Raw genomic sequence first — 17,785 nt, 5'->3', positions numbered from 1 at the left:
AGAACGCTTCAAATTGCCCGTTCGGCTTCACGCCTCGTTTTCCTTAACGAGCCTTTAAAGGAGCCCGCGATAGGCTGCCGGCGAGTATCTCTTCCAGGTCGCGTATCTCTCCATGACCAAGTCGTTGTTTCCAGGATTCGACGGGCTGATGACCCTCTCCCGTCGCGAAGGCGTCGATGTTCGTCCGACGCTGCTGCGCGTGCTGACCGACCTCTATGTCCAGTCGAGCACCCACAGCGACGACGAGCAGCGCCAGTTCGTCGAGCTCGCCACACGACTGATCGACCAGGTCGACGACGCGACGCGCGCGGCCGTCAAGGCGCGGCTTGCGATCTATCCGTCGACGCCCGCCCCGATCATGCAGAAGCTCGGACTGTCGGCCGCGCAGGAGGGCCGCAGGGTTCCGCTCGCGCGCGAAATCCCGGCGCCCGCCTCTGCTCCCCCTCCTGCCCCCTTGCCGGTTCGCACGCCAAGCGACGCCGAGCTGCGCATGGCCTCGAACATGGCAATGCAGCCAACGGACGCGGCCGATATCCACGACATGTTCTTCCGCGCCGGCGCCCCCGAGCGCGCGCTGATCCTGCACAATCTGGCGCAGACCCCGCTGAAGGCGGCGCCGCGGATTCCGACCGTGCGCGCCAAGCGCGCGATCCAGATCCTCGAGATGGCGGCGATCGCGGGCGACGTCGAGAATTTCACCTCCGAGCTCGGCGACAGCCTGATCCTGCCCTCGCGCGTCGCAGCCCAGATCGTCGACGATGCAAGCGGCGAAGCGCTCGCAGTCGCCGCGCGCGCGCTCGACATGCCGAGCCCGGTGTTCCAGCGTATCCTGCTGTTCTTCAAGCCGGAGATCGGCAACTCCGTGACCGACGTGTACCGGCTGTCGCGTCTTTACGATCGCCTCAGCGATCGCGCGGCGCTGGTGATGCTGGCCGCCTGGCGCGGCTCGACGCTCGCCGTCACCCGCGCAAAGTACCAGCCCTCGCTGCATGACAGCGAGCGCCAGCGCGCACGTGCGGGCGCAAGCCAGACGCGCCCGGGCGTGCAGCCCGGCTCCGCGCCCGCGGTGCGGACAGGGACTGACGGATCGGATCGTTAGGCCTTCGCCAGCTCGAGAAAATGCCGCCCGGCGCGGTCTTCGGTCTCGACGATCCAGATATCGGAGTCGAAGCGGATTTCCTTGGTCAGGCGCTCCTCCACCGCGGGCTCCGGCATCGGTTGCGGTGCAAGCGGCACAAAGAAGCGATCGACCGGCCGACCGTCGTCATAAGAGGTCTGCGGCGCCGGCACATAGAGCATCGCATTGCCGTCAAGCAGCGAGACCTTCACGAACACCGCACCCGCCTCCTCCGCGCCGCGACGCCGCACCGCGCCGTACACGCCCTCGGTCTGGCACCGGCGCAGATAGGCTGAGACCCAGATATTTGATTTCAAACGCATGGAGCGCACGATAGGACAGCGCTGCAATCAGCACCAGCCTTCGCAACAGTCACGACTATTCGACGGGGTGTCCGATCGCGGCACCGAGCTCGCGGAGCAGGCGGTCGGACAGCTGGCCGGTGACCTGCATCTTGTGCTCGCGCTCGAATTTCTGGATCGCGGACTGGGTCTCGGCGCCCATCGCGCCCGTGATCTTCAAATTCCCGTAGCCATATTCGGACAGCGCGCGCTGCACGCCGGCGATGCGCCGCGCGGCCGGGCTCTGCTGCACGGGGATCGGCGCCGGAGGACGCGTGACGGAGGGCGGCGCCGAAATCGTTTGCTTGACCAGATTGGTCATGGGATCGCCCGAGCGCGGCGTCGATGCGGTCGCCTCGACAGGCCTTTCAGGCGGCTTTTCCGCAGGTCTGGGTTCGGCACGAAACTCCGTCGCTCTCGGCTCGAGCGGCGAAGTATCGGCGCCGACGGGACGCGGACGCGGCAAGGGGTTCGACAGCGCCAGGGACGACGGTGCGGGAAGATTGATCACGGTGCCGAACATCGGCGCTGGATGCCGGCCGGTCTGCAGGAACAGCGCATTGGCAACGATCGCGCCGATGGCGGCAACGGCGACGAGACCGGCCAGGGTATCCTTGGGGCTATGCAGCAGCACGCGCAGCACGAGATTGCGCTCGGTCTCGACATCGATGACCGCGGCCTTGGCGCCACGGCGGCGCGGAGCGGCTTCGTCCTTGGCAGACTTTTTAGGCACTTTTCTTCACCAGAGCGGGTTGGTCCTGAACTTGGTCGTGAGGATGGTCCTGAACTTCCTGGCGTAGCACCGGCGTCAGGGTCGCGATCTTGCTCTCGCTCGCCTTGCTGTCGGACATCTTGCCATCAGAAGTCTTCATATCAGACGTCTTGGCTTGCGGCGTGTAGACGAGCGGCAGCTTGACGGTGACGGCAGTGCCCTCGCCGAGCCTGCTTTGTACCGTCAATTCGCCGAGATGCAACGCCACGAGGCTCTTCACGATCGAAAGTCCGAGGCCGGTGCCTTCGTGACGGCGCTGATAGGTCTTGCCGGCCTGGAAGAACGGCGCGCCGATGCGCTTGAGATCGTCAGGCGCGATGCCTATACCGGTGTCGCTGACGCGCAGCGCAAGCTGCGAGCCCGAGACCGCGGCCGTTACGGTGACCTGACCGCCACGCTCGGTGAACTTGACGGCGTTCGCGACGAGGTTGAGCACGATCTGCTTGAAGGCGCGCGGATCGCCGGTCATGACAGGCAGATCCTGCGGCGCATCGGTGACGAGATCGACGCCGTTCTCCCGCGCCTTCAGCGCCAGCAGATTGCAGCAATGCATCAATGATGCACGCGGCGCGAACGGTTCGGACGCCATCTCGAAATTGCCCGACTCCATCTTGGACATGTCCAGGATGCCGTTGACGACCGAGAGCAGATGCTGGCCGGAATCGTTGATGAGCTGGGCGTATTCCCTCCGCTGGGCCGCGCCCAGCATCAAGGTCTGCTCCTGCGTGATCATCTCGGAGAAGCCGATGATGGCGTTCAGCGGCGTGCGCAGCTCATGGCTCATGGTGGCGAGGAAGCGCGTCTTGGCGGCGTCCGCCGCCTCTGCAGCGCTGCGCGCCTGATCGAACGCCTGCTCCCCGAGCTTGCGGTCGGTGACATCGCGCATCACAGCGACGACATCGGCCTCGCGCGTGGCATCACGGCCCATATCCTGATCGAGCGGGCGGCAGCGCATCTCGACCCAGATGAAATCAACCTGGCCGCGCTCAGAGCCGGCACGCTCCCGGCGCAACCGGAACTCGACACTGCGCACGTCGCCGCGCGCGGCATCGGACAGCGCCGTCAGATACGCCGGCCGATCGGCGACATGGACGCGATCGAACAGGCCGTGGCCGAGCAGTTGCGCGACGGGCACGCCGAGCATGGCTTCCACCGCCGGTGAAATGAACTGCACCGCGCCGTTGCGCTGATGCCGCGAGATGACGTCGCTCATGTTCCGCGCCAGGAGGCGGTAACGCTCTTCCTCACGCAACAGCAGCGCAACGCTGGTGCGCGCGAGCGATTCCGCTCCGAAGGCCAGACCTGCGGCATAGAGCGTCGCCGAGGCGACGCCGATCGCTATCAGCACGCCGCGTTCCGCAGCGCTGGTATCGCCAATCGGCAGCCAGCCGAGCTGGCTGACGAGGATCAGGATGCCGGCGCAGGACAGCGCCAGCAGCGAGGCAAAGGCCGCGACGCGGCGCGAGGCCGACAGCGCAGCTTCGAGGGGAACGACAACCAGCCAGATTGCGGCGAATGATTCGATGCCGCCGGTCGTCACCGCAACCGCCATGATCAGGCCCGAGAGCGCCAGCGACGACAGCACATGCGCGCCTTCGTAACGGCCGGTGCGCGACAGGAACCAGGACAACAGGATCGGCGCAATCAGCCAGGCGAAGGCTGCCACCTCGATCGCGCTCGGCGCGCCGCGCATGGCGAGATAGACCGGGAATGCGGCAAAGGCGGCTAGGCTGCCGAGCAGCCGCGGGGCCATGAAGGCACGATGGCGCGCTCGCGTCAGCGCGTCGTAACGCGCGGAGGGATGCAGCAGCGCATCGAGACAATCGCGGATGATACTCAAAACTGTCACGGGTCTCGCGCTTCGGCTCATTCGTCGGGAAGACGCGCCGGAACGCCTCCTTATCGTTGAGCCACCGTGTCAGAGCGACCTTAAACGAACACTAAGGCATCGCGGCGCGCCGCCGGACACCCCGTCATCGCAGGGCTTTTTAGACGATTTGACGACGTCATCGGCGAGGATGGTGAACACAGGGTTTCACCGTGATCCGCATGGTTTCGAAATGGTGGACGGGCGTGGCGGCAGCGCTCACGGCACGGACGTCAATCGAAAATTTACGACACCATCGATAGCAAAGATTCTTGAGTCAATTTTCCGCGAATTAAGCGGAAGGCAATCACTTGCGATTTATCGAGAGTTGCTAGGTCCGACATCCGCGGAGATCGCCGCGGCGGGATCTAACATACAGGTCGCAAGATGCGCTTTCTGCTTCGCATCACATTCTGGCTCGGGCTGGTGCTGGTGCTCCTGCCGCGGGACAAGACGCCCGAATCGGACAAGCTGCCGCAGATCGGCGCTGCCGACGCGGTGCAGGCTGCGACCGCGGCCGTCTCCGACATGACCCAGTTCTGCAAGCGCCAGCCGACGGCGTGCGAGGTCGGCGGACAGGCCGCCACCATCATCGGCCAGCGGGCGCAGGACGGCGCAAAGAAGATCTACCAGATCATTAACGACAAGAAAGAACAGCTCGAGAAGCCCGACAAGAAGGCGCCCGACCACACCGGCTCGATCGCGCTGGCCGGCGAAGGCGATCTTGCTGCGAGCGAGGCGCCGCGCGACACCCTGTCCCAGGACGACCTCGCGCTGGAATGGCGCGGCCCGGCGCCCGCGACAGCGAATTAGCGCCCAAACCCTATCGATTTCGGCGCTTTGCGTCCCTATATTGGCCTGAACGGGAACTTTGGGCCAGCATGACGACGATCGATGAAATCAGGGACAATTTCGAGATTCTGGACGAGTGGGACGACCGCTATCGGTACGTCATCGAGCTCGGCCGCACCCTGGAACCGATGTCCGAAGCCGAGCATTCGGCCGAGAACAAGGTGAATGGCTGTGTCAGCCAGGTCTGGCTTCAGAAGCTGATTGATCGTCGCGATGACGGCGCGCCGATCCTGACATATCGCGGCGACAGTGACGCCCACATCGTGCGCGGGCTGGTCGCGATCGTTCTGTCGCTTTACTCCGGCCGCACGCCACAGGAGATTCTTGCGACCGACGCCATTGCCGTATTCGACGAGTTCGGCTTTCGCGACCATCTGACGCCGCAGCGTTCCAACGGCCTGCGCTCGATGGTCGAGCGGATCAAGACCGACGCGAAAGAGGCGCTCGCGGAAGCGTCGTAGAAACTCTACTTCCGCTTCCGCTGCTGCTGTCCCAGTCCCATCTGCTTCGCAAGCTGCGAGCGGGCCACCGCATAGTTCGGTGCGACCATGGGATAGTCGGCCGGCAGGCCCCATTTCTCGCGATATTGCTCCGGCGTCATGTTGTATTGGGTGCGCAGATGGCGCTTCAGCGACTTGAAGCGCTTGCCGTCTTCCAGACAAACCAGATAATCGGGCGCGATCGACTTCTTCAGCGAGACCGCCGGCTTCGCTGGCTCGAGCGGCGCCGTCTCGGTGCGGCCTGACGAAACGCGCACCAGCGCGCCATGCACCTGGCTGATCAGATTCGGAATCTCAGCCGCAGGCGTTGGATTGTTGCTGAGATAGGCCGACACGATGCCCGCCGTCAGCTCAACGAAATTCTTAGCCCCAGCATCCGACATCGGCCCCGCCTTTCTCCACCTTGCGTCTCACGCGAGAGACGACGCCAAAGTATTCCGTGTCAACAATACGTTCGGCTGAAATGGGACGACTAAGGAATCCGGGCTGATTTACTGACGAAGTGACAAGAACACCACCGCTTTACTTGTCTACCCTAGCGTTTTGCCTGCACCAGATTTGCCTGCGCCCGCTCTCAAGCGCCGCGCTGGTCGAGGTGGGAGCGCAGCTCGTCGATCGAGGCAAAGCGCATCATCCCCTCAGGCATCTGGGCTTCGATCGAGCCATCGGAATAGAGCGAATAAGCCATGCCGTCGACGATGCCGGATTTGAGCACGGTCACAGGCGTCTGCTCGGCCGCAGCCGCAGGCTCGGGTGCGGGCGGCGGAGCAGGCTCAGCGAAGGTCGACGGCGAGCGCGGTGGCGGGCGCCGCGCGGCGGCCGGCGGCTCCGGAGGCCTCATACGGTCCGGCTTCGGCCAGGCGTCGTCAAAGCTCGCAGGCGGCGTCTCCGGGGCGGCAGGCTCCGCCGACGGCTCGGCATGCGGCAGCGGCGGCAAGCCCTCGCCGGTCTTCGCTTCCGCGCGCTCACGCTCCTTGCGGGAGGTCGAGGCGAACAACAGGTTGCGCCGGCGCGGCGGTTCCGGAACCTCAGGCGGGCTCGGAGCTTCCGGCGCTGGCGGCGGCTCGACGCGCGGACGCTCGCGCGCGGCTGCTTCGTTCTGCCAAGGCAGCGGTCCTGCGGCCGGCAATGGCGGCGCCGGCTCCATCTTCTCGGCGCCCGCCGGCTCAGGCGCGGGGGCAGGCGTCCCGGCCATCCCGAGACCCGGCAGCACGGGCCTGACCCGAACGTCGGATGGTGCAATTGATCCAGCCAGCCGGCGAGCGATGCCCTTCAACTCCGCGACCACCACGTAGAGGCCGGCCAGTAACAGTCCGGAGCAGACGCCGATGGTACCGGAGATTATGAGGGTACTGCCGAGACTGAATTCCCTGACGGTGAAGCCGAACAGGATCGCAAGGAGGCCCGCCAAAACGGCGAAAATCCCCGCGATCAACAATGCCAACGCCATCGAACTCACCCCCGGCCGCGCAGCCATACGCGACACTCGTCACGCCACGATACCGTCATCCGGTGTTCCACGCCAACGTCGAATTATAGGCTGCGTTCCTAAAGGAAAGGAAATCAGGGACTTATTCACATTCCCTTCAGCTACGGCTCGCTACTTCTAGGCTGCTCTCAAGTTGGTCGGATTTGCTGCGTTGCATCAGGAATTTAGCCATAATGCCCAATTACTTGGTAATGGAACTGCGCTATAGGGATTCCGGGGAGCAGGCCCGCGCGCACCAGCAGGGCCAAGAGGGGATTCCGGGTCACCAATAGCCATGACATCCATCACGACTTCGGCGATCGACACGCCTCTGCGGCGCTCGGTTGAACGGACTTGCGACGATCTCGCCATGCTGGTGCTGGCTGCGGTCGCCGTCATTGCAGGCTTGACCTTCCGCGACTATGGGCTCGGCTGGGACGACTACACCCACGCCGAATATGCCGACCTGCTGCTGCGCATGTTCGGTTCCGGTTTCAAGGACACCGCGGCACTCTCCTTCGCCAACCTCTATATGTATGGCGGCGGCTTCGACATGGTCGCGGCCCTCCTGCACAAGGTGATTCCGCTCGAGCTGTTCGAGACGCGCCGTCTGGTCGGCGCCGTCGTCGGCGTGATCGGACTTGCCGTGACGTGGCGGCTCGGCCGCCGTATCGGCGGCCCGCTTGCGGGACTTGCCTCACTCTTGCTGCTCGCGCTCTGCCCGATCTTCTACGGCCACATGTTCATGAACCCGAAGGATGCGCCCTTCGCCGTGGCCATGATCATCCTGATGCTGGGCCTTGTGCGCCTCGCCGAGGAATATCCGCAGCCTTCGCCGCGCACGATCTTGATCGTCGGCCTTGGTGCCGGCCTCTCGCTCGGCACCCGCATCCTCGGCGGCCTTGCGCTGGTCTATGCCGTAATCGGCTTCATGCCGCTGTTCCTGGAGGAACTGCGCAGCGAGGGCCTGCGCGAGTCGGTCCGACGCTTCGCTCATGTCGTCTACGTGCTGCTGCCCGGCCTCGTGCTCGGCTATCTCGTGATGGGGCTGATCTGGCCGTGGTCGATCATGGAGCCCGGCAATCCCTTCGAGGCGCTGACCTACTTCTCGCACTTCTTCGAGAAACCCTGGAAGGAGATGTTCGACGGCGCGATCGTATCCGTGCCTGACATGCCCTGGTCCTATCTGCCGACGCTGTTCGCACTTCAGTTGCCCGAGGTGATGCTGGTGCTGACGTTCGGCGCCGTGATCGGCACCTTGGTTATGCTGCCCCGCCGCGAGGTCCCAGCCCGCCGCAAGACCATCCTGCTGATGCTCACGCTCGCCGCGACGCTGCCGCTCGCGATCGCGATGGTGAAGCGACCGGCGCTGTACAATGGCATCCGCCATTTCGTCTTCGTGATCCCGCCGATGGCGGTGCTCGGCGGCCTCGCCTTTGGCTGGGCCATGGAGCGCCTGCGCGCCAATCATCGCACCTGGCAGCCGGTCGTGCTCGCCACCTTCTGCTTTGGCCTTGCGCTCTCGCTCGCCGAGATGATCCGCCTGCATCCCTATCAATACACCCACTTCAACCACATCGCCGGCACCGTGCGCGGCGCCGACGACCGCTTCATGCTGGATTATTGGGGCCTCGCGCTGAAGCAGGCCTCCGACGAATTGCGCGAGCAGCTGGTCGAACGCCAGGAAGTGCCGCCGCGCAATCGGAAATGGAAGGTCGCCGTGTGCGGTCCGCAGCGTCCCGCCCAGGTCGCGCTCGGCCCCGACTTCACCATTGGCTGGGATTCCAATGCCGCCGATTTCGCCATGACGCTCGGTGAGTTCTACTGCAAGGGCCTCACCGCCCCCGTGCTGGTCGAGATCAAGCGCGACGACGTGGTGTTCGCCCGCGTCTACGATATCCGCGGCAGCAGCATTTCCAGCCTGCTCTCGATCCCGGCGCCGTAAAAATTCTTCTCTCTTGTAGGACCGTAGCCCGGATGAGCGCAGCGACATCCGGGGCCTATCAGGCAGCCCCGCATGTCGCTTCGCTCATGCGGGCTACGCTGGACTGCCGCGCTTTGTGTGCCTTGCTGGCAGGTCGCGGCAGGACTACGCTCCCTCCCTGCAACAACGATGTTCGGAGAGATCAGCCATGTCGCCAGCGGAAGCGCGCCTGAAGGAAGTGCCGTCGAACATGACGGAGGCCGAGTGGCAGCAACGGGTCAATCTCGCCGCCTGCTATCGCCTCGTCTCGCTCTACGGCTGGGACGACTTGGTCGACACCCACATCTCAGCGCGCGTGCCCGGCCCCGACCATCATTTCCTCATCAACCCCTACGGGCTGATGTTCGACGAGATCACGGCGTCGAGCCTCGTCAAGGTCGATCTGCACGGCAACCAGCTCTCCGAGAGCGAATACAGCGTCAACCCCGCCGGCTTCACCATCCACTCGGCGATCCACGAGGTTCGCGAGGACGCCATCTGCGTGCTGCATCTTCACACCCTCGACGGCACCGCTGTCTCGAGCAGCGCCGAAGGCCTGCTGCCGCTGAACCAGACCGCCCAGCTCGTCACCCACGACCTCGCCTATCACGACTACGAAGGTATCGCCCTCGACCACGACGAGCGGCCGCGGCTGCAGAAGGACCTAGGCGACCACAACCACATGCTCTTGCGCAACCACGGCACGTTGACGGTCGGGCGCTCGGTCGCCTCGGCCTTCGAGCGCATGTATCACCTCGAGCGAGCCTGCTCGATGCAGGTGCGTACGCGCGCGCTGGGCACGCCGGTCTACCCGGTCGACGATGTCGCGATCGACAAGAACACCGAGCTGCTCGCCAACCGCGACCGCGCCGAGCTGCGCGCCACCAACCTCGTGTGGCCACCGCTGCTACGCAAGCTGGACCGCGAGCTTCCGGGCTACCGCTCTTGAAATTTTCGGGATTTGGTGTAGGGTAACGGTCAACGAACCTCTACGCCTTTTGGAATGAAACGCCGCCCAATTCCGGGCAGCGTTTTTATTTGTAAGGTCTCGTAGGGTGGGCAAAGCGAAGCGTGCCCACCATTGCCGATCGCGATCCGGGACAGATGGTGGGCACGGCGCTTTGCGCCTTTGCCCACCCTACGCACTGCGCCCTACTTCACCTCCGCCAGCGCCGCGAGGATGCGGGCCCAGGAACGGATGCCTTTCTGGAAACTGCGGAGGTCGTACTTCTCGTTCGGCGAGTGGATATTGTCGTCGTCGAGGCCGAAACCGACGAGCAGCGAATCCAGCCCAAGCGTACGCTTGAAGTCCGCGACGATCGGGATCGAGGCGCCCGAGCCCATCAACACGGTCTCCTTGCCCCATTCCTCGGTCAGCGCGGTCTTGGCCGCGGCGAGCGGCTTCATGTTCCAGTCGAGCGCGATTGCAGGCCCGGCAGAGTGGTCGCCGAACTCGACCTTGCAGTCTCCCGGAATGCGCGCCGTCACGTACTCACGGAAAGCCTTGCGGATCTTTTGCGGATCCTGCCCTTCGACCAGTCGGAACGAGACCTTGGCCGAGGCGTGCGACGGGATCACCGTCTTCGAGCCCTCACCGATATAACCGCCCCAGATGCCGTTGACGTCGCAGGTCGGACGCGTGGAAGCTTGCTCGACCAGGAGCCTGCCCTTCTCGCCGGCCGGTATCGATAGCCCAACTGGCTTGAGGAATGTGTCCGGCGTGAAATCGAGCTTCTTCCACTGCGCGAGAATATCCGGCGGCGTGTCCTTCACCCCATCATAGAAGCCCGGAATGGTGATGCGATTGTCGTCGTCGAACAGCGCGCCGAGAATTTTGGTCAGCACCCGGATCGGGTTCATCGCGCTACCGCCGAACACGCCGGAATGCAGGTCGCGATTGGCGGCGGTGATCTTGAGCTCCTCATAGAGCAGGCCGCGCAGCGAGGTCGTGATCGCCGGCGTGTTGCGGTCCCACATGCCGGTGTCGCAGACCAGCACGTAGTCAGCCTTAAACTCGTCCTTGTTGGCTTCGATGAAGGGCACGAAGTTCTTCGAGCCGACTTCTTCCTCGCCTTCGATCAGGAACGTGACGTCGATCGGCAGCGACCCCGTCACCTTCTTCCAGGCGCGGCAGGCCTCGACGAAGGTCATGACCTGGCCCTTGTCGTCCTCGGCGCCGCGCGCCACGATGATCTTGCGACCATCGGCATGGTCGGTCACAACAGGCTCGAATGGCGGACGGTGCCAGAGCTCGAGAGGATCGACCGGCTGCACATCATAGTGGCCGTAGAACAGCACATGCGGACGGCCGCCCGCGACGCTCTTGCCGACGACCGCGGGATGGCCGGCGGTTGGCCTCACTTCAGTGGCAACGCCGAGGCTCGCGATGTCCCTGGCAAGATGCTCGGCCGCCGCCTTGCAATCGGCCGCGAAGGCCGGATCGGCGGAGATCGACTTGATCCGCAACAGCGAGAACAGGCGCTCCAGGCTGTTGTCGAACTCCTTGTCGATGTGGTCGAGCACGGATTGAAGCTGCGCATTTGCCATTGGTCGTATTCCCTGCGTTCGAATCCCGAGACGTCGGCTCAAGATGTCTTCTCAAGAACTATCGGCTTTTAGCGCTGCCGCGGCGTTGAGGCCAGCCGCAACCGGCGGATGCCGGATGTGCCATGCGAGACTAGCTGCGAGCACCGCCGTGGCGACGAGGTTGTTGCCCCAGGCCTGCAAGACATTTGGAAACCACGGCAGCGCCAGCAGCATGAGGATGCCGGCGGCGCCAAGGGCGAGCCAGGTTCCCAGGCGCACGTTCGCCCGCTCGTCGAAGGCGGCACGATGCATCAGCACCGTCATCGGGAAGAACAGCCACATGAAGTAGTATTGCCGCGCCAGAGGCGATGCCACCGTCATCAGGCAGAACAGGATGCCGAGTTCCTCGGCGTCCGAGCGCGCCGTACGCCGCGCTTGCCGTGGCATGACCGCGACGAAGCCGAGTCCGAGCAACGCCGACAGCGCCAGCACGATCCAGTTCGCCGTCCTGTAATCGACGTCGATGACATTCATCGTGCGCGCCGGCTTGCTCGGATCCTCCTGATTGTAGTTGATTGGCCGGACCAGCCGGTGCGTGACAGCAATGAGTGACTGGTTCACCCACGACCAGTTCTGCTCGTCGCGCTGGCCAAATCCTTTTTCCGAACTCGACCCGACCATGCCCTGATACCAGGTCTTGACCTCGGCGGCGTTGCGCTCGAAGCCGCGAATGGGGGCCGGCACGATATAGAGAAGTATGCCGGCGAACGCGACCGTAGCGACGGCGGCTCCCCAGTTTCGCCGCCAGACCAGATAGGGCAGCACCGCAATGGGAAACACCTTGATGGCGGCGGCGAGCGCGAACATGAAGCCTGCGAGCCAGGAGCGCTGATGCTGCAAACTCCAGAAGCCGTAGAGCATCATCGCCAGCAGGACGAGGTTCGGCTGGCCAAGATCGAACATGTCGAACACGAAGGTCACGGTGACGAGAGCGGGCAGCGCCTCCAGCCAAGGGCCAGCCGTGCGGCCCGAACCGGTCATGGCATTGGAGAGCATCCCGGTGTACCACCACGCCGCAATATTCAGGATCGACAGCACGCTGTAGAGCGCGATCTTGCCGAACCAGCTCGGGACTGCCAGCAGGATCGCCGGCAGCGGTGGGTAGATGAACTCGAAGTACTGGTGGATATCGCCGGGATAGAGCGGCCCACCCTTCAAGACCTGCTGCCCGGCCCAGTACCACAGGCCGTAGTCCTTGGTCTTGCCGTGCCCGAAGATCTCGGGACCAAGGACATCGGCAGCCAGGATGAAGCAGCAGAGCAGGAAGAGCAGGTCGAGTGGCGCACGCAACGACAGGGTTCGGAGTGCGCCGGATCGAACGAAAGATTTAGGTGAGGTCACGATGTGGTCCAGTCAGGGGCCATAGCACCTAGCAGACCAACGAACGCTTGGAGAGTCCTGATCACCCGAATTTGTACCCGCCGCGCACAAGCGGCGGGTTTGCGGAGGAGTTGCCTCAAACGAGGCTTTCTGCCTACCTGCGCAGCAAGCCGCCGAGCGCGCCGCGGACCAGCGTGCGGCCGATCGAGCCACCAAGCTGGCCGGCGACGGACTTGCCGATATTGGCCGCCATCCCCCCGATTACCTGATTGGTGACCGATCGGGTCACGTCGCGGGCGATGACCTGGCCCGTCGAGAGGCGGCCGCGCTTGACGTTCGTGCCGAAGATGGTGCCGACCATCGAGCCGATCTGGCCGAGGATGCCACCGCCTCCAATGCCGCCAGCCGCGCCGGGATCGGCAGTCGCCGCCGTGCCGGCAATGCGCTTCTGGATCATCTCGTAGGCGGACTCTGCATCAACGGCGGTGTCGTATTTGCCCTTCACCGGACTTGCATCCATGATCGCCTTGCGCTCTTCCGGCGTGATCGGTCCGATCCGGGCCGATGGCGGCCGGATCATCACCCGCTCGACCATCGCCGGCGTGCCGTTGCCTTCGAGAAAGGACACCAGCGCCTCGCCCTTGCCGAGCTCCATGATCACCTTGGCGGTGTCGAGCTTCGGGTTGGGGCGGAAGGTCTGGGCCGCAGCGGCGACCGCCTTCTGGTCGCGCGGGGTGAAGGCGCGCAGCGCGTGCTGCACCCGGTTGCCCAATTGTCCGAGCACGCGGTCGGGCACGTCGACCGGGTTTTGAGTCACGAAATAAACGCCGACGCCTTTGGAGCGGATCAGGCGCACCACCTGCTCGATCTTGTCCATCAGCGCCTTGGGCGCGTCGTTGAACAACAGATGCGCCTCGTCGAAGAAGAAGACCAGCTTCGGCTTGGGCAGGTCACCGGCCTCGGGCAGCTCCTCGAACAATTCCGACAGCATCCACAGCAGGAATGTCGCGTAAAGCCGTGGGCTCTGCAGCAGTTTGTCGGCGACGAGGATGTTGACCATGCCGCGGCCGTCGCGGTCGGTCTTCATGAAGTCCTTCAGCGTCAGCGCCGGCTCGCCGAAGAATTTGGTGGCGCCCTGGTTCTCGAGCACCAGAAGCTGGCGCTGGATGGTGCCGACCGTGGCCTTGGTGACATTACCAAAACCCTGCGCCGCCTTCTTGATCTCGGCAAGCGGACTGTCCTCGGCATCCGTCCCCTTCTTGCCCGCATCGGGCACGATGGCATCGAGCAGCGCGCGCAGATCCTTCATGTCGATCAGGGTCAGCCCGTTGTCGTCGGCGACGCGAAAGGCGACGTTGAGCACGCCTTCCTGCACGTCGTTCAGGTCCAGCATACGTGCGAGCAGCAGCGGGCCCATTTCTGTGACGGTCGCACGGACCGGGTGGCCCTGCTCGCCGAACACGTCCCAGAACACCGTCGAGAACTGGTCGGGCTCGAACGTCAGTCCCATCTCGGTGGCGCGCTTGACGATGAAATCCGCGGGCACGCCGACCTCGGAGATGCCCGAGAGGTCGCCCTTGATGTCGGCCGCGAAGACCGGAACACCGGCGCGCGCAAATCCTTCCGCCATAACCTGCAGCGAGACCGTCTTGCCGGTTCCGGTTGCACCTGTGACGAGGCCGTGGCGATTGGCGAACGCCAGCGTCAGCCAAGCCTGCTCGTTTCCTTTACCGACGAAGATTTTGTCGTCGGTATCACCGAGCTTGCTGTCCTGTGCGGTCATTATTCCCTGATCTCTCTGCCCTGTTTCGCATATCGAAATTCGAATGCACAGTTCCGTAGTTTAACGCATGTCGCGCGCTGATTGAAACCATTCAACGCGCTCCGGGCATGCGACTCGTCGGAAATATGCAGGTGGACATCCGCCGAAAGTAGGAAGGACGCATTCGCATCGCGGCATTTTTTTGCCGATTTCATCTCCGCTCTTGCATCACTGCAACACTTCTCGCGCGTTCGAGAATGAATCGGAACGTTGATGGCGTTCATCGCTTGTATTTCACACCACACCGGCTCAAGATCATTTTCGAAAGCAATACTCCGGCATGTGAACCGGCTGAGGGGCGGCCATATGGACGAGCTAATCGGGCGGCTGGCGACAAACGCCAGCATAGATAGTGCTGTCGCCGAAAAGACCGTCGGCATTATCTTGGGCTTCCTCCGCAACGAGGGTCCTTCCGACAGCGTCCAGGTCCTGATCGACGAGATTCCAGGTGCAGAAGCGGCAATCGAGGCATCCGGCACCGGCGGAGGACTGTCGCGGCTGATGGGCGGCGGCCTGATGGCGGTCGGCACGCGCCTGATGGGCCTGGGACTTGGCATGTCCGAGATTCAGAACATCGCCCGTGAACTTTTTCGCTTCGGCCGAGACAAAATCGGAGCGGATCAGATGGGCAAGATCATCGCGGGGACCCCGGGCCTCAGCCAGTTCGCCTGACGCCTGCGCATTTCACATCGAGTATCATGACATATCCGATCTCCGAGATTGAGGGCCTGTCGGCCTTTGCCGCCAACAAGTTGAAGGCGCAGGGTATCCGCACCACCGACGCGCTGCTCGAGGCGGCTTCGACCGTGAAGGGCCGCAAGGCGCTCTCCGCGAAGACCGGCATCAGCGAGCAGTTGCTGCTGGAATGGGCCAACGTCTCCGACTACATGCGCATCCCCGGCATGGGCAGGGCCAAGGTCGGTCTGGTCCGCGCCGCCGGCGTCACCACCGTGCGCGAGCTCGCCTACCGTAACCCGGCAAGGCTCGCCCAGAGCATGCGGGACGCCAACGAGAAGAAAAAGCTGCTCCGCATCCTGCCCTCGGAGAAGTCGGTCGGCGACATCATCGCCAAGGCGAAGAAGCTGCCGCCAAAGATTTCGTATTAGGACTGCTGCTCTCCGCATACGGGGTGGGCGCTACTCTCTCGGCATTGTTTTGCCCGATGAGCAACAATGCATCCCAACTCTGCCGTCATACCCCGCGAAAGCGGGGTATCCAGTACGCCGCGGCTCCTCCGTATCGCGGCACTGTCTCTGGATACTGGATTGCCCGCTTTCGCGGGCAATGACAGCGAGGGTGTGCGACGCCCTGTCCAAACGCTGGCAACCCACGCCTTCCCGTCTTGACTCCCCCTCCCCGACCGCTAAAGCGGGCCGCATGAATGCCTCGCCCTCCCCATCCGTCCCGGCGGCCGGTTCAGTCGAGCCTGACGTGCTGCGGACGCTGCTGGAGCGGCCGATCCCGGCGGTGATGGGCGTGCTCAACGTCACCCCGGATTCATTCTCCGACGGCGGCGAATTCATCGCGCCCGAGCAGGCACTCGCGCGGGCACGGGCGATGATCGAGGTGGGGGTCGACATCATCGATATCGGTGCCGAGTCCACCCGGCCCTACAAGGGCGCCCGGCCGGTCACCGCGGCAGACGAACTGGCCCGGCTCAAGCCGGTGCTATCGGACATCGTGGCGCTCGGCGTGCCGGTCTCGATCGACAGCATGAAGGCCGAGGTGGTGGCCTTTGCGCTCGATCAGGGCGCTGCGATCGCCAACGACGTCTGGGGCCTGCAACGCGACGCCGGCATGGCGCCGCTGGTGGCCGCGAGGAGCGTCCCTGTCATCGTCATGCATAACCGCGACAGGGTCGATCCCGCCATCGACATCATTGCGGACATGAAGGCGTTCTTCCAGCGCTCGCTGGATATCGCGGCACAAGCCGGCATCGCCCGCGACAAGATCGTGCTCGATCCCGGCATCGGCTTCGGCAAGACGGCAGAACAGAGCATGATTGCGCTGGCACGACTTCGCGAGCTCGACATGTTCGGCCTGCCGATCCTCGTTGGTGCCTCGCGAAAACGCTTCATCGCCTCGGTGTCGCCGTCGGAGCCGACCGAGCGGCTCGCCGGCTCGATCGCCGCACATCTGCTCGCCGCACAACGCGGCGCGAAAATCATCCGCACCCACGACGTCGCCGAGACCTTGCAGGCCCTGCGAGTGGCGCACGCAATCGAGAGCAAGCCATGACCGATACGATCTTCGTAACCGGCCTGTCGATCCATGCCCGCCACGGCGTGATGGAGCACGAGACCGAGGTCGGCCAACGCTTTGTCATCGACCTCGAGCTCTATACCGACCTGTCGGAGCCTTCCCGCAGCGACCGGCTCGCCGACACCGTGTCCTACGCCGACGTCGTGGCGACCACCACCGCGGCCTTCAAGAACACCAATTACAAGCTACTGGAGCGCGCGGCCGGCGCGGTGGCCGACGCCATCCTGTCGCACTTTCCGCGCATCCGTGCGGTCAAGATCACCGTGCACAAGCCGCATGCGCCGATCGCCGCGATCTTCGACGACGTCGGCGTCATGCTGACGCGCTCGCGGCACCCCTGACATGTCGAGCGTCCTGATTGCGCTCGGCGGCAATGTCGGCGATGTCCGCGCGACCTTCCAGAAGGCAATCGCCCATATCTGCGGCATGGCGCAGGCCGCTTTGATCGCGCGCTCGTCGGACTATGCGACGCCGCCCTGGGGCGACGAGGACCAGGCTCCCTTCATCAACGCCTGCATCGAGATCGAGACCAGCCTTGATCCGCATGCGCTCCTGTTCGTGATGCAGAAGGTCGAGCAGAAATTCGGCCGCACCCGCGATAAAGAGCGGCGCTGGGGCCCGCGCACGCTCGATCTCGACATGATCGCCTATGACGATGTGTCGATGCAGAAGCCTGACCTGACCCTGCCGCATCCGCGCCTATTCGAGCGCGCCTTTGTGCTGGTGCCGCTGGCCGAGGTCGCGCCCGACCGCGTGATCGCAGGCATTCGTGTCCATGACGGTCTCGCCAGCGTCTCGACACAAGGCATTGAGCGGCTTCCGGATACCGGTTAACCAAAAACAACCGTTTGCAGGGACGGCCGGCCGTGGCAATTTCGCCTGCGAACAACAAGATTTTCGGGAGCCCTTCGCCGC

The 17,785-nt window shown here is 64.1% G+C and carries 18 protein-coding genes; 10 read left to right on the top strand and 8 right to left on the bottom strand.

What is annotated here, in order from left to right:
- Positions 1–112 precede the first annotated feature (112 nt).
- Positions 113–1,099 carry a DUF2336 domain-containing protein gene (locus AC0L23_RS05805; RefSeq protein ID WP_085362371.1) on the top strand — a complete coding sequence of 329 codons (987 nt, stop codon included), beginning with the start codon at positions 113–115 and terminating at the stop codon, positions 1,097–1,099.
- Here AC0L23_RS05805 and AC0L23_RS05800 read toward each other — a convergent pair.
- The 3 genes from AC0L23_RS05800 to AC0L23_RS05790 are packed head-to-tail and all read right to left on the bottom strand — an operon-like array spanning position 1,096 to position 4,100.
- Positions 1,096–1,440, bottom strand: a complete 345-nt coding sequence (locus AC0L23_RS05800) for a DUF1491 family protein (protein ID WP_018458488.1) — start codon at positions 1,438–1,440, stop codon at positions 1,096–1,098. The genes AC0L23_RS05805 and AC0L23_RS05800 overlap by 4 nt on opposite strands.
- 55 nt (positions 1,441–1,495) lie before the next feature.
- A complete protein-coding gene (locus AC0L23_RS05795) occupies positions 1,496–2,191 on the bottom strand; it encodes a peptidoglycan-binding domain-containing protein (RefSeq protein WP_018458487.1) in 696 nt (231 codons plus the stop codon).
- The gene (locus AC0L23_RS05790) at positions 2,184–4,100 is read right to left on the bottom strand and encodes a PAS domain-containing sensor histidine kinase (RefSeq protein WP_094183767.1); all 1,917 of its coding nucleotides are present in this window, start codon (positions 4,098–4,100) and stop codon (positions 2,184–2,186) included. The genes AC0L23_RS05795 and AC0L23_RS05790 overlap by 8 nt, the downstream gene beginning before the upstream one ends.
- A gap of 384 nt (positions 4,101–4,484) precedes the next feature.
- On the opposite strand from AC0L23_RS05790, the gene AC0L23_RS05785 reads away from it, so the two are divergent.
- Complete coding sequence (locus tag AC0L23_RS05785; protein WP_085362369.1) at positions 4,485–4,910, top strand: DUF5330 domain-containing protein; 426 nt, start codon at positions 4,485–4,487, stop codon at positions 4,908–4,910.
- Between the two features lie 68 nt (positions 4,911–4,978).
- On the top strand, positions 4,979–5,410 hold the full coding sequence (locus tag AC0L23_RS05780; protein WP_018456863.1) for a SufE family protein: 432 nt from the start codon (positions 4,979–4,981) through the stop codon (positions 5,408–5,410).
- Positions 5,411–5,415: 5 nt separating this feature from the next.
- On the opposite strand, the gene AC0L23_RS05775 is transcribed toward AC0L23_RS05780, so the two are convergent.
- On the bottom strand, positions 5,416–5,832 hold the full coding sequence (locus tag AC0L23_RS05775; protein WP_018456864.1) for a Ros/MucR family transcriptional regulator: 417 nt from the start codon (positions 5,830–5,832) through the stop codon (positions 5,416–5,418).
- A gap of 191 nt (positions 5,833–6,023) precedes the next feature.
- Complete coding sequence (locus tag AC0L23_RS05770) at positions 6,024–6,899, bottom strand: hypothetical protein (protein WP_085385861.1); 876 nt, start codon at positions 6,897–6,899, stop codon at positions 6,024–6,026.
- A 313-nt stretch (positions 6,900–7,212) separates the two neighbouring features.
- On the opposite strand from AC0L23_RS05770, the gene AC0L23_RS05765 reads away from it, so the two are divergent.
- Both AC0L23_RS05765 and AC0L23_RS05760 read left to right on the top strand, forming a co-directional pair.
- Positions 7,213–8,862 carry an ArnT family glycosyltransferase gene (locus AC0L23_RS05765; RefSeq protein WP_085352270.1) on the top strand — a complete coding sequence of 550 codons (1,650 nt, stop codon included), beginning with the start codon at positions 7,213–7,215 and terminating at the stop codon, positions 8,860–8,862.
- Between the two features lie 187 nt (positions 8,863–9,049).
- On the top strand, positions 9,050–9,829 hold the full coding sequence (locus AC0L23_RS05760) for a class II aldolase/adducin family protein (protein WP_018456867.1): 780 nt from the start codon (positions 9,050–9,052) through the stop codon (positions 9,827–9,829).
- Between the two features lie 203 nt (positions 9,830–10,032).
- On the opposite strand, the gene AC0L23_RS05755 is transcribed toward AC0L23_RS05760, so the two are convergent.
- The 3 genes from AC0L23_RS05755 to AC0L23_RS05745 all read right to left on the bottom strand — a co-directional run bounded on the left by AC0L23_RS05755 (position 10,033) and on the right by AC0L23_RS05745 (position 14,569).
- Positions 10,033–11,427 (bottom strand): M20/M25/M40 family metallo-hydrolase, encoded by a 1,395-nt coding sequence (locus AC0L23_RS05755; RefSeq protein WP_085352269.1) that lies wholly within the window; start codon positions 11,425–11,427, stop codon positions 10,033–10,035.
- A 51-nt stretch (positions 11,428–11,478) separates the two neighbouring features.
- Positions 11,479–12,807, bottom strand: coding sequence for a glycosyltransferase family 87 protein (locus AC0L23_RS05750; RefSeq protein ID WP_085385862.1), 1,329 nt, complete (start codon positions 12,805–12,807; stop codon positions 11,479–11,481).
- 133 nt (positions 12,808–12,940) lie between these two features.
- Positions 12,941–14,569, bottom strand: coding sequence for a helicase HerA-like domain-containing protein (locus tag AC0L23_RS05745; protein ID WP_085362366.1), 1,629 nt, complete (start codon positions 14,567–14,569; stop codon positions 12,941–12,943).
- Positions 14,570–14,914: 345 nt separating this feature from the next.
- On the opposite strand from AC0L23_RS05745, the gene AC0L23_RS05740 reads away from it, so the two are divergent.
- The 5 genes from AC0L23_RS05740 (at position 14,915) to folK (ending at position 17,704) form a co-directional block, all read left to right on the top strand.
- Positions 14,915–15,280, top strand: a complete 366-nt coding sequence (locus AC0L23_RS05740) for a hypothetical protein (protein ID WP_085362365.1) — start codon at positions 14,915–14,917, stop codon at positions 15,278–15,280.
- 26 nt (positions 15,281–15,306) lie between these two features.
- Positions 15,307–15,714, top strand: coding sequence for a DUF4332 domain-containing protein (locus AC0L23_RS05735; RefSeq protein WP_007608193.1), 408 nt, complete (start codon positions 15,307–15,309; stop codon positions 15,712–15,714).
- A gap of 271 nt (positions 15,715–15,985) precedes the next feature.
- Entirely contained in the window at positions 15,986–16,846 is an 861-nt protein-coding gene (gene folP / locus AC0L23_RS05730) for a dihydropteroate synthase (RefSeq protein ID WP_085352266.1), read from the top strand.
- On the top strand, positions 16,843–17,211 hold the full coding sequence (folB, locus tag AC0L23_RS05725) for a dihydroneopterin aldolase (protein WP_018456874.1): 369 nt from the start codon (positions 16,843–16,845) through the stop codon (positions 17,209–17,211). Before folP ends, folB begins: the two co-directional genes overlap by 4 nt.
- 1 nt (position 17,212) lies before the next feature.
- Positions 17,213–17,704 carry a 2-amino-4-hydroxy-6-hydroxymethyldihydropteridine diphosphokinase gene (folK, locus tag AC0L23_RS05720; protein ID WP_085352265.1) on the top strand — a complete coding sequence of 164 codons (492 nt, stop codon included), beginning with the start codon at positions 17,213–17,215 and terminating at the stop codon, positions 17,702–17,704.
- Positions 17,705–17,785 lie beyond the last annotated feature (81 nt).

The sequence above is a fragment of the Bradyrhizobium sp. MI1.4 genome (assembly GCF_055811315.1).
The sequence above is the reverse complement of the archived record's forward strand: the minus strand, read 5'-3'. Positions and strand labels throughout refer to the sequence as shown.